Raw genomic sequence first — 13769 nt, forward strand, 5'->3', positions numbered from 1 at the left:
TATTAACAAAGACGTATTTACTTATCTATGAACACACCTGCTTCTACTCCAAAAAAATCACTGTTTTCACATAAATCACTAAAAATAATCCCCGCAATTTTTATAAGTATCTATCTGATTATTTGGGGTATTTCATCTCCTGTTAGTAAGTATTTTATTGAACCTGTATTACAAGAACAGGGATTAACACTATCGTCTGAAGCGAGCATTTACTACAACCCCTTTTTAAGCCAATTAACGATTAAAGATTTTGCATTATTTAGTAATGAAGAAAAAAAAGTATTTTCTTTAGATAAGTTAACCGTTCGCTTAACCTTATATCGTTTATTATTCGACGAGGTTGTCGTTAGTGAATTTGAACTAAATGATGCTTATCTTAACGTTGTAAAAACGCCTTCTCAGCTAATCATTGCAGGTATTGATTTAAATAAAGAAAGTGATGCGACACCTGAAGAAAAAACACCTGAAACTGTATCAGAGCCACTTCCATTTCAGCTAATATTGCCACGATTATCATTAAATACAGTCAATATTGAACTCAATAATAACGAGATTAATCACCAGATAAACATCGATGAGCTATTAATTAGCCAAGTAAAAGCTGATCTTAAATCTCAAACGGCGCTCTTAAGTCTGCAAAGTGTTGTCGATGGCACAGCACTGGAACTAACAGCTGATGCAGTGTTTGATAACGGACAAGGTGAAGTAAATAGTCAGTTATCACTCAACGGTTACCCAATTCAAAAAGTACAACCTTACGTCGCCGAACTATCTGAATTAAGTGGTTTGCTTTCTTTTACAAGTCAGCAAAAGCTAACTATCGCGTCAGATATAGTTAAATTACATGTGAATAAAGCTGAACTTAGCAACACAGACCTTATTGTTGGTTATCAACAACAATTTGTTACCCTTAAAAACTTTGAAACAAATATCGATGATCTACTGCTGACACTCAGTGGCGATGAAATTACTGAGTTAAGTGGTATGAGCCAAGTAACGCTGAATGATGCAGAGGTGCATTATGAAAAAGCCAGTCAAAAATTAGCTTACATTAAGCAATTAGCATTACAAGATATTAGCTTTTATTTAACTAACGGCGAGCCACAAGTAAAAATAGCAAATTTTATTGTTGACGAAATTTATGGGTCAAAAAATGAAGATACTGTACATCCCCCTATCGTGACTTTAAAACAATTTAGTGTCAAAGATGTATTTGCTAATGCCAAACAACTCTCTATCGATACAATCATTTTAGATAGCTTACAAAGTAACCTAATTTTAAATGAAGAAAGTGCGTTAGCTAACTTAGTGTCATTACCTATAGCAAAAGATGGATCTGAAAAAGATGAAGCGCAAGAAGAAATGGTCGCCGTTGTTGAAGTTGCAGACCCAACACAAGACGCTCCCTTTATTATTTCATTAAACGAGTTTTCATTAATAAATGATAACCAGCTAACACTGTTAGATCATAGTGTTGAACCTATGATGCAAAGTAAAGTGATTATAGACACACTAACACTAGGTGCATTAAGTAATGCAGTTAGCAAACAAGAAGAGCAAACACCATTCGAATTAAAAGGCCGCATTAATAAATATGCTCACTTTGATTTTAAGGGGTTCACCCTGCCCTTTTCTCAAACTCAAAAACATCATTTAGAAGGCTCTTTACAAGAACTTTCATTACCAGCAGTTTCTCGCTACATGAAAAAAGCAGTAAATATGGAACTAAAAAGTGGTCAACTCAATACTGATATTAATGTGACGCTAACAGGGGAAGAGCTTAATGGTAAGATCCTTATTCTATTACGAAGTTTAGAAACAGCGGTAGCAGGCAGTGATGAAGCAGGCTCTCTGATTGAGCAAGGCGCATTACCTTTTAATATGGCGCTTGGCATGCTTAAAGATGGTCATGGTGATGTAGAGCTTGATGTGCCGCTATCAGGTTCAACCTCAGATCCAAATTTTGGTATGAGTAGTATCGTCACTTTAATAACCCAAAAAGCTATTTGGATGGCTACAAAAGAGTACGTTATGACGACATTCGTCCCTTATGCAAATGTTGTTTCTGTTGCGATGAGCGTAGGTGAATTTGCCTTAAAATTACGTTTTGATGATTTAATATATCAAACCAAACAAATAGAACCAAATGAAGCACAACAGGCCTACTTACAAGGTTTTATCGCCTTAATGCAAGATAAAGAAAAAACCCGAGTAAATATTTGTGGTATTAGTGTCCCCGGCGATATTAATCTGAGTGCTGGCACCAAAATAACAGATGCAAAACATATTAATCAACTCAAAGAAATTGCCGAGCAACGAGAAGCCGCGTTTAAAGATTATATTATAGAGCATGGCGGCATTGCTTCATCAAGGCTGTTATTATGTTCTCCTAAAATAGACAGTAGCGAAAACGCACAACCGCGTATAGAATTATCTGTTTAATCATTTCCTGTTTATTTTACTAAGCAAGCTTAGCTCTACATTAATAGAGCTAAGTTTCCTCATTAACAATAGTATCAGCAATTATTATATTAACTTACCAGCAACCTTATATTGATTGATGATAGAAATACGCAGTTAAATACACTAAGATAATATTATTATATTTTAAACGCACTTTATTGTTAGCACATTCAGGTTTAGGGGATATATTTTATTGTTTTTTAATAAATTTACATGTTTTATTATATTTCTTACTGGCATTATTTTACCTGCTTTCAGTAATGAACGTCCTTCACAACTAACTAACGAATACTCTGTTGAAATGTTAACAGCAGAAGATGGTTTTGTTGCGTCAGAAATCTACTCCATTATTCAAGATACTCAAGGGTTACTTTGGTTTGGTACCGGTGAAAATGGCGTTATGTGCTACGACGGCCGTAAAGTCACTCTTTTTGAGTCTGACGGTATTAGTACTACTGGTTTATCCCATAATTATGCTGGCAATCTGATGTTAGACCGTGAAGGAAAGATATGGATCGGTACATGGGGAGGTGGCGCTAACCTGTATGATCCTACTACCGGAGAATTTAAATATTTTATTCATGATGCAAAACGTGCTGATTCTATTTCATCTAACCGCATACAAAGCTTGTATCACGATCAAGAAGGTACTATTTGGTTAGGCTCCTATGAACATGGCTTGAATAAATATCTTGGCGGTAATAGCTTTGAGCACGTTCAAAAAGTTGAAGGCACCGAATCAAGTTTATCTCATAATAGGATATGGGATATTGAAGATAACGATAGTGATAGCCTTTGGATAGCGACGAGCTTTGGCTTAAATTTATATAATAAGCGGAACCATACTTTTTCCCATTTCCTCCCAGACCCAGAAAATTTAACGCCTACAGGCGCAAACGAAATTAGAAGCATTTTAAAAACGTCAAAAAATAAAATTTATGTTGGCACTCAAAAAGGGCCCTTTATATTTGATAAAGTAAATAGTACTTTTAGCTCATTAGAAACGTTAATCGATCAAAATTTAGGTCAAGTCAATTCAATGATTGAAGACCATAAAGGTAATATTTGGTTTGTGACGAGTAAAGGCTTATTTCATCAACGACACTCAAGTTCCCACATTGAAAAATTTGAGCTTGAATACAGTCATGGTTTAAGAATAGCTTTTGAAGATAGCTCCAGAACATTATGGGTTACTAATGAGAATCACGGTATTTACAAAATAATACCAAAACGAAAATTTAAAAATATTAATAGTAATAATTTAACAGCTCCTAATGGCATCACTGCTGATCCTAATGGCGATGTGTTAATTGCATCATCATTATCTGCCTTGTATAAATGGCACGTATCATCACAAAAGTTAGAAACATTATCACCAAATATTTTTAGTAATGAGAATAGCTATGAAGGAAATAGGTTATTCGATAAGCCTATTATGGTTTCAGATGGAGTAAACAGTATATGGCTTGGACAGGATGATGGCTTAGCTAAATTTAACTTCATTACTAAACAAGTTCAATTAGTAAAATATCCTCCATCAGATCCACATTACAAACAGTTTCGAGAGATACGAGCACTTAACATTGATCGCCATGGCATTATTTGGATAGGAACATATAAAAACGGTATATATCACTATAATCCATCAACTAATAGTTTCACCCACTTAGATGACGCTTTGGGCCTATCTCACCCAGAAGTATTAAAAATATATAAAGACAATGAACAAAAGATCTGGGTTGGTACTGGTGATGGGTTAAACCTTTGGGATGAAGAGAATCAAAAGTTTACTATATTTAAGCATGATATAAATAAAACAGGTAGTTTATTAGGGAAGATCGTCCAAGATATCTATCAATCACAAGATGGAAAATTGTGGATTGCCACACAAAAAGGGCTTAATTTATATACCTCTAAAACTAAAACGTTTAAACATTTTGGCAAGAAAAATGGGTTACCCACATCATTAATCCGTGCAATTACCGACGATAACAATGGCAATTTGTGGCTAACAACTAACAAAGGAATTTCAAAATTAAATCCGCAAACCGAAGAGGTAACTAACTTTGATCGCTATAGTGGGTTATTAGGCCTAAATTATTACCCTGGTAGTCTAGTAAAAGCTGCTAATGAAACTCTCTTTACCAGTAGTCAACGAGGTGTTGAATTTTTTAGTACCTCACCTATTGAAACAAATGATCATGAATTTAATATTGTATTAACTGGTTTCAATAAAATGGGTAAGCCTGTCAAACTTGATACACCTCACGCTTATATCAGTGAAATACAACTATCTTATCTTGATTATTTTTTCTCTTTTGAATTTTCGGTATTAGACTTTGTTTCTCCCACTAAAAATATGTATGCCTATAAATTAGAAGGATACGATGAAAACTGGATTGACATGGGCAATAGGAATGTAGTTTCTTTTAACAATTTAGATGGTGGTACCTATAAATTATTGGTGAAAGCAACAAACAGTAGCGGTAAATGGGGCAAGAAAATATTGTCCATTGACCTCGTTGTATCTCCCCCTCCCTGGAAAACGTGGTGGGCTTATAGTCTATACGTATTAGTTTCTATTCTAACGATATTTATCTTTATTTATTTTAGAACACGACTACAACAAAAAGAAATTGATAGACAGAAAAAGTTTGTTGTTGCACTTGAGGAGCAAGTCATGGAAAAAACTGCGTCATTGAATGCCCAAGCTAAAGACCTTATAGCAGTAAATAAGCAATTAGAAATACTTACCTATCAAGATGGCTTAACCGGTTTATATAATCGACGGTATTTTGATAAACGCTTAACTGAAGAGATAAGTAGACATCGCCGTCAAAAACAACCGCTTTCGCTTATTATTGCTGATATAGACCACTTTAAACTTTTTAATGATTTTTATGGACATCAAAAAGGAGATGAGTGTCTTAAGCAAGTAGCTCAATGCATTATTGAAAATGTAGCCCGTATTACCGACGCCAATTGCCGTTATGGTGGCGAAGAATTTGCCATTATTCTACCAAATACCTCAATAGCCGAATCAACTCTTGTTGCGGAGCGCTTATGCTCGGCAGTAGAAAATCTGAAAATTGTCCACGAAAAATCAATAACTAGCGCATTTATTACCTTAACATTAGGTGTTGTCACTGTATCTCAAGCACAAGAAACCTCGGTAGATTCAATCGTGTTAAGTGCTGATAAAGCACTTTATCTTGGTAAATCCAATGGCAGAAATAACGTAACACGCGCCGAATAAAATCATAAAAATTGGTTCTGTTATTTTACTTCCATTATTTCTGGTTTATGCACATAGTTTGCACATTGTTTAGTTATGCTTAAGCATTGTTGAAAAGTGTGAATATTGCGATATTACACTTGATTTATCCCGACTGGACTAGGATCGTATTTTCAAATGAAAATTCAAAATAAATTATTTTTGATTTTATTTAGCTTTAGTTTTTTACTCGTCGCTTTATTAGTCTTCCTGATGCAATGGAGCATTGGTAAAGGCATGATTAACTATGTAAATACCAAAGAAATAGAAGCGCTAGAGCCCGTAGTAATCGAGCTAGCTAAAGAATATCAGATAAAAAATAATTGGCTTAGCATGAAAGGACGTCATGGTAAATTTATCCGCTTAGTTTCCAAGCAACTTGCTGACAGTAACTTTACCTCAAAACAAAAAAGTCGCTCACCTGAACATTTATCTTTTCGTCGCCCGCCACCAATGCGTCCTGCAGAAGAACAAGGTCGGCCACCTAGAAATGACTTCCATGAGGAAAGAACACCACCACCCCGAGAAAATGAAGCATTTTATGCATTACTTGATCATAATAAAAACCTGGTGGTTGGTAAATATATTGAGGAAATTGAATACAGCAAAACAGAAGTAATCGTTGATGATACTATCGTAGGCTATTTTGCTGTTTCTAAACGTAATCAACTTACCCAAGGTTACGAAGTCGACTTTATTGAACAGCAACAATATTACTTATGGATTATAGCATTATTTGTTATGAGCCTAGTTGCCTTAGTAACACTACCATTAACGCGACATTTAGTTGAACCTCTAAAATTAATTACCCAAGGTATGCATAAACTCACCCAAGGTGACTATCAGCAATCCATCAACTTAAACAGAGAAGATGAACTTGGCAGATTAAGTAGGGACTATAATGAATTAGCACATTCTTTGGCAGAGAATGAAACTACCCGAAAACGTTGGCTCGCTAATATTTCTCATGAATTGCGTACTCCTGTAGCTATTTTACGTGGTGAATTAGAAGCTATGTTAGATGGAGTTAGACCACTAAATAAAAAAAATATTGCTTCAGCAAATGATGAAGTAAAACACCTTCAACGATTAATTGACGATTTAAATTTACTTACCAGTGCTGACATTGGAGGAATGCGCTATCGTAAGAAAAATGAAGAATTAACACAATTAATGCATAGTGTAATAGATACATATCATAGTTATTTGAATGACGCTGGTATCAAACTTACTACTGACATTATCGATGAAAAAATTAATGTCTTCATCGATAAAACTCGCCTTTGTCAATCATTTGAGAATATCATTAATAATGCAATAAAATACTCAACCGCTACATGCTTTAATATCTCTTTAAGCATTGAAAATACTAATCATAGCTCAAACGTATTGATAAAATTTGAAGATAATGGTGTCGGCGTAGACGATATTCATTTGAGCCATTTATTCGAGCATTTATACCGTGTTGAAGATTCTCGAAATAGAAAAACTGGCGGCTCTGGTTTGGGTCTGTCGATATGTCGGCATATTGTCATGGCACATCAAGGAGAAATTACCGCTGAAAACTCACCTCTTGGTGGTTTAGCCATTATTATTAAGTTACCTATAGTTTAATAATACATAATTCACTCACACTTATTCCTGTTTGAGAGTACTAAAATGTCAAATTCAATATTGATTGTAGAAGATGAAATTAAACTTGCAGAGTTGTTAGCTGATTATTTCAAATTGACCGAATATGAGCCTCATTTGATTCATCATGGTGATGAGGTTATTACTTGGGTAAAAGAGCATCAACCTAGCGTGATTTTACTCGACATTATGCTACCAGGTAAAAACGGCATAGATATATGCAAAGAAATTCGTCAATTTTCTAATATTCCTATTTTACTCGTCACCGCAAAAGTTGAGGAAATAGATCGATTATTAGGGCTAGAATTAGGTGCAGATGACTATATATGCAAACCCTTTAGCCCGCGCGAAGTTGTTGCTCGAGTTAAAGCCGTTTTAAGAAGAACCCAAACAATTCACTATAATACCGAAATACTCAAACTTGATGAACACCGTTTTACCGTTGAGTTCCACAATCAAGAAGTTGCCTTAACCTCGGTAGAGTTTCAATTGTTAAAGCCTTTAGCAAACAAGCCTGAAAGAATTTTTACCCGTGAACAATTAATGCAAAACATGTATTCAGATCAACGTATTGTAAATAATCGCACTATTGATAGTCACATCAAAAAATTGCGCAAAAAGCTCGCTGATATAAGTGAAGGAAAAGACTGGATTCAATCTGTTTACGGTACAGGTTATCGCTTAATGTTGTAGCTTACTTGAAATTATAAAGCTTTACAGTATTAATACCGTGCCTTAATTAACGGAACTTCTGCGTAATAAATACCCTTTTTATTTTGTTTTATTTATTAATGATAGCAATTCTAAAACTTCCTCTTTTCTTGCACATTATTTGCAATTTCTGTTGTTAATATTACTTTGAAAAATAGCTTTGCATAGTAATTTTGAACATGGTTATTCACAGTATTAACCATGCAGCAACAGGAGATTTTATGAATATATATATCAAGCAGGCAATAGTCGTTACATTATTAGTCTTAGCCTCAAACCAAGTATTAGCAAAAAACACTCAAAATGACGGAGATAGACCATCTCGCCCTACTTTTGAATCCATAGACAGTAATAGTGATGGTGATATCGATTTTGATGAGTTTTCATCTCAGGAACTGCCGCATGGTGACCATCAAACCGTATTCGATGAAATAGATACTGACAACAATGGCGTGATAAGTAATGAAGAATTTACTAACCATAAGCCGCCAAGACCACAAAATCGTAAGGGTAACTCATAATGATTAATAACATCAGCTCTAGCATGCAAATGCCACAACAAAGAACAGAACAAAGTTTAACTGAAGATCAACAAAGCATTCTGAGCGAAACATTATCGCAATATGATGCAGAAAATTTGAGCGAATCAGATGCCCTTAACATTGTCGAAACCCTGTCACAAGCTGGAATTCAGCCTAGTGGAGCAATGGAAAAAGCAATGTCTGATTTAGGTTTTGACGCAAAAAGTATTGGTGACATAGCCAACGTATCTGAAGACGGTAACAGACCACCGCCACCGCCGAAACAAAGTACGGAAGAAATTACTTCAATGGTTGATTACTTAGCAGAACTGATGGAAGAAAAGTTAGCAGCAAGTAGCAGTAACGAACTAAGCGATGAAGATAAGGAATCTATCTTAACGCAAGTTTACCAAAAATTTGATATTGAAGATGGTGAATCCATTATTAATACCACTGCATAAAACTTACACTGACTTTAATATTTAGCTTGTTTATACCCGTTACCATTCAAGATGCAGGTTTCAGTGGGAACTAAAAACAATTTAGGCAAGGCATTAAGTTTACGTCATGGTTATTCCCTTACTAAAGTTAATAACGCGGCATAAATTGTTTTTAGACCCATCGAAGAAGCGCTTGAGCAAAATCACTTCTTCGTTAGTGCTTTTTATAAGGGAGCGACCATTATTACAAAACACTGCCTTGAATTGATATCGCTCAAGCACTCTGAAATACGCATATTGATTGGTAACGGGTATATATTCAGTGTTGTTCTGAAAAAAGCGTTGCTCTTATAAGGGTAACGCTTTTTTTAATTTTGTCATATTATTGTAACATTCCTCATTTGTTGCACATTGTTTGCACCGTCTCTTAATAAAGTGTCCTTCTCGTATGACTTTTTAAGAAGCTAACAAATGAAATATTCACCTCTCTTATCTTATACTTTATTACTCAGTAGCAGCTTGTTATTCGGCTGTGGTGATTCGAGTAGTGAAGATAGTTCTACTGAAAGTGACCCAACCGTCAATGATTCAACTGAAATCACACAACCCTCAACGTTTTCAAGCTTGATTATCAATGAAATTGTCGCCAGCGCTGCAGATGATGGTAACGATTGGATTGAGTTATATGCGCTTGAAGGCCCAGTAAATTTATCAAGTTATAGCATAGTGGATGATAGTACAGAACACGCTGCTCAAGCATTACCTGATATTACATTAGCTCAAGGCGACTTTATTGTTATTCAAGCCATTGATGAAAACGACACCCCACCTACCGATGGTTATTATGTAACATTTAAACTAGGTAGTGATGATGCTGTCACCTTATTTAAAGATGATGTGCAAGTAGATCAACTAGATTGGGAAGAAGGCGATGCAATCGAAGGCACTAGTTATGGGCTATTCATTGATGGCTCAGGTAGTGAGCAAACGTTATCACCAACCCCTGGAGAGGCTAATATAGAATACACTGCCACTGAAGTAGTTATTCGCGATGTAATACTTAACGAAGATGCACCACTACGTATTAATGAAATTGTCGCTAATGATAGTGACGGAGGTTATGACTGGTTTGAGCTTTATGCTACTGGAGATACTGCGGTTTATTTAGGTGACTACACCATAGCAGATGAAAATAATGAATTATTTTCTCTACCTAGTATAACACTGAATCCAGGGGAGTTTTACCAAATATATGCGACAAGTGATGAGATAGAAAATAGCGAGACCATTAACTTAAAGCTAGGCTCAAGTGACCAATTAAGCTTGTATCAAAGAGACGATCTTGTTGACCAACTAAAATGGAGTAAAGGACAAGCATTAATTAATTATAGTTATGGTCGCTTTCCTGATGGCAGTGACGGAACCCAAACACTGAGACCTTCACCTAAAGCTTATAACAGCACAGCACTTCATGGCCCATTATTAATTAATGAAATAGTGGCAAGTGATATTGATGGCGGCAATGATTGGTTTGAATTATATAACAATGGCACTACCAATATTTCTCTTGCAAATTATCAAGTTATTGATGAAAGTGATGACATTGATCCCGTAACACTACCTGACGTTGTTTTAGCGCCTAATGAATATATCGTTATCTACGCAACAGATGAAGATCCGAATGATTATTACGTTCCTTTTAAACTAGGTAAAACAGACGAATTAAGTCTTATATTAAATGATGAAACCGTTGATTATATCGATTGGGACGACAGTGATGTTATTGCTGGCTTTAGTTATGGATTAAGCGATAGTTCCAATAGCAGCGAAACCAGCTGGGATAAAGACTTTTTAACACCAACACCTGGTAGAGAAAATGAACTAGCGACCGCTTTTAACTTAAGTGTTGTTAATGATTTATACATTAATATCAGTACCGAAAACTGGCAAGATATTTTAGAGAACCCGCTTGACGAAGAATACCATGAAACCAGCATCACCTTTAATGGTGTAACGTTAGACAGTGTTGCTATTCGAACTAAAGGTGGTTCCAGTTTAAGCAGCGTTGCACAATCAACCAGTGACCGATATAGCTTTAAACTTGATATTAATGAATATGTTGACGGACAAAAATTCTTTGGTCTGAAGAAGTTTACCCTTCAAAACTCTTTTAACGATCCTTCTTATATGCGTGAAGTGATCGCCTACGAATTGCTAGATGAAATGGGCGTAGCAACACCAAAAAATTCTTATGTTAACTTCTACGTCAACGGTGAACTATTTGGCTTATACCTTATGGTTGAAGCGATTGATGGTGAATTTTTAGAGAATCACTTCACTAACTCGAATGGTGACCTATACAAGCCAGACGGTACAGGTAGCGATCTGCTCTGGATAAATGGTGACATTGATAGCTACAGTGACATTAATTTACAAACCAACGAAGAAACCACTGATAACGGTGCCTTTATCAATTTTGTTGAACAAATGGATAATGGCTCTACTGACGTAATTGATACTGATAGCTTACTTAGATATATGTCAGTTAGTGTTGCCTTATCAAACCTCGACAGTTATCACGGTACTTTAGCGCATAACTACTACATTTATGAACAAGATGGCGTCTTTAGTTTCCTACCTTGGGATTTTAATGAGTCTTTTGGCACATTTTCTATGAACTGTAATGCCGATATGAGAGAGCTTTATATCGACGAGCCAACCAGTGGTGCTCTGGCTGATAGACCTATGATTGCTAATGTATTCGCCGATGATGACAGCTTAGCTATTTACCATGAATATTTATGGCAATTAATCGACGGGCCTTTATCAAGTGGTACTTTCAGTGCACGTGTCACAGAAATTGCAGATTTAATTCGTGAACATGTAGCGAACGATCCAAGTGCTTTTTATGGTGAAGCTGCATTCGAGCAAAACCTTAATTCGACAGTGAGTAACTTTTTTGGCTTAACCGAGTTTGTCGACTACCGTGTAGAGAATATGACTAAGCAATTGCTAGGTGATCTTCCTTCAACCAATAATGGTAGTGGTTTTTGTAGTAGCTCAGTTGGTGGTCCACCGCGTTAAGACTCAATAATAATTATAGTGACAGAAGCGAGCCCCCTCATATAACGCTCAATTCTGTCTCTGTATTCCCCGTCTATCACTATTAATTTTGAGCGAGAAACCAATGGAAATTACGCAACCTAATTTTGATCATGGTAACAACAATGATTTTTTTCAAAGCCCTGATTTACATATAAAAAACAAAATAAATATTGATGAAGCGAGCGTATTAGCAGATACAAAAATTTCGCCCCATCCATCATTAGAAGAAGCATTAAGTTTATTTAACAGTCATGGCCTTAATGACCTTGATGCGGCTAATTTAATGAATAGGGTGGATAGTAAATTTATTCTGCCATTAGCATTTTTACCTGATTTACTTATACAGTTAAAAAGCTCATATACCGTACTTGAAATAAACAGTAATCGAGTTTCTAGTTACCACAATCAGTATTTTGACACACCTAATATGTCACTGTACCACGATCACCATAATGGTAAATTAAACCGCTATAAAGTACGTCGTCGTCGTTATGTTGATACGAATACTGAATTTTTAGAAGTAAAACTAAAAAACAATAAAAAACGTACCATCAAAAGTCGAATTAAGCTTGCTGGTGAAGAAAATGAGTATGCTCGATGTGCGCAATTTATTGATAAAAAAATGCATATCAACGTTAATACCCTAGATATCAGCCAACAAGGTGGCTACAAGCGTATTGCATTGGCTAACGAAGCACAGGCAGAACGACTAACGCTAGACTTTGATCTTTGGTACCAAGACCGCAGAGGAAATAACAACGTAAAACTTCCTGGTTTTTTTATTGCAGAGCTTAAACAAAATAAAAAGTCTAAACGCTCACTTTTTTATCAACTAATGAGCACCAACAATATTTTTCCTACTTCTTTTAGTAAGTACTGTATTGGCTGCGCATTGCTATACAACACGTCAATAAAATCGAATCAATTTAAAGCCATTTTGTCACATATAGAAAAACTTAACCGCATTGAGCAAACTTCATTTTTAAAGAGTAATTAGTATGACTGAATTAGACATCATTTTTATCACCCGTTTTTTCATAAACTTAGCGTCATTATTTCTATTATGTTACGCCTGTTATTATCGCGTTAACAAAAACTCAACCGTAGCAAGTTCCTTTGTTTTATTTGGTGTGGGTATTTTTGTGATCACTTACCTTCTACATGGCGTTGATATGTCTATGGAGTTTTCTTTCGGACTATTTGCTGTTTTCACTATGCTCAGATACCGCACTGAATCTATTTCTATTAAAGAAATGACTTACTTGTTTTTAGTAACCGCGATTGCTTTATTAACATCGGTTGGTCAAATGAACTTAATGGATTTAATGACACTTAACATTGTGATTTGTCTGCTCGCTTTTGTAATGGACTCCAAACTATTTAGCAAAGGTTATCTAACACAGAGTATTTGTTATGAACGAATAGAAAACATAACGCCTGCAAATAGAAATATATTGATTAACGACTTAAGGGTAAGAACGGGCTTACAAGTTGAAACTGTAGAAATTGAACATATCGACTTTCTACGTGATACCGCTCAATTAACGGTGAGTTATAGCCCGCAAGCCAGTAATTCGACTCATACAGCTTCACAAACTCTAATTAAAACAAGCTAGAGGTAAT

General features: G+C 35.5%; 9 protein-coding genes. All 9 read left to right on the plus strand.

Annotation, left to right across the window (positions count from 1 at the left end):
• Positions 1–27: 27 nt before the first annotated feature.
• The 9 genes from KO509_RS14500 (at position 28) to KO509_RS14540 (ending at position 13762) form a co-directional block, all read left to right on the plus strand.
• Positions 28–2442, plus strand: coding sequence for a DUF748 domain-containing protein (locus tag KO509_RS14500; RefSeq protein WP_215973978.1), 2415 nt, complete (start codon positions 28–30; stop codon positions 2440–2442).
• Positions 2443–2656: 214 nt separating this feature from the next.
• The gene (locus KO509_RS14505; protein WP_215973979.1) at positions 2657–5719 is read left to right on the plus strand and encodes a ligand-binding sensor domain-containing diguanylate cyclase; all 3063 of its coding nucleotides are present in this window, start codon (positions 2657–2659) and stop codon (positions 5717–5719) included.
• Between the two features lie 156 nt (positions 5720–5875).
• Complete coding sequence (locus tag KO509_RS14510) at positions 5876–7351, plus strand: ATP-binding protein (protein WP_215973980.1); 1476 nt, start codon at positions 5876–5878, stop codon at positions 7349–7351.
• A gap of 45 nt (positions 7352–7396) precedes the next feature.
• A complete protein-coding gene (locus KO509_RS14515; RefSeq protein ID WP_215973981.1) occupies positions 7397–8062 on the plus strand; it encodes a response regulator in 666 nt (221 codons plus the stop codon).
• A 239-nt stretch (positions 8063–8301) separates the two neighbouring features.
• Complete coding sequence (locus tag KO509_RS14520) at positions 8302–8601, plus strand: EF-hand domain-containing protein (RefSeq protein ID WP_215973982.1); 300 nt, start codon at positions 8302–8304, stop codon at positions 8599–8601.
• Positions 8601–9062, plus strand: a complete 462-nt coding sequence (locus KO509_RS14525; protein WP_215973983.1) for a hypothetical protein — start codon at positions 8601–8603, stop codon at positions 9060–9062. The genes KO509_RS14520 and KO509_RS14525 overlap by 1 nt, the downstream gene beginning before the upstream one ends.
• Before the next feature lie 450 nt (positions 9063–9512).
• Entirely contained in the window at positions 9513–12125 is a 2613-nt protein-coding gene (locus KO509_RS14530) for a CotH kinase family protein (protein ID WP_215973984.1), read from the plus strand.
• A 103-nt stretch (positions 12126–12228) separates the two neighbouring features.
• Positions 12229–13143, plus strand: coding sequence for a polyphosphate polymerase domain-containing protein (locus tag KO509_RS14535; RefSeq protein ID WP_215973985.1), 915 nt, complete (start codon positions 12229–12231; stop codon positions 13141–13143).
• A gap of 1 nt (position 13144) precedes the next feature.
• Positions 13145–13762 carry a DUF4956 domain-containing protein gene (locus tag KO509_RS14540; protein ID WP_215973986.1) on the plus strand — a complete coding sequence of 206 codons (618 nt, stop codon included), beginning with the start codon at positions 13145–13147 and terminating at the stop codon, positions 13760–13762.
• Positions 13763–13769: the final 7 nt, after the last annotated feature.

Source organism: Colwellia sp. C2M11, from assembly GCF_018860915.1.
GTDB lineage: Bacteria > Pseudomonadota > Gammaproteobacteria > Enterobacterales > Alteromonadaceae > Colwellia.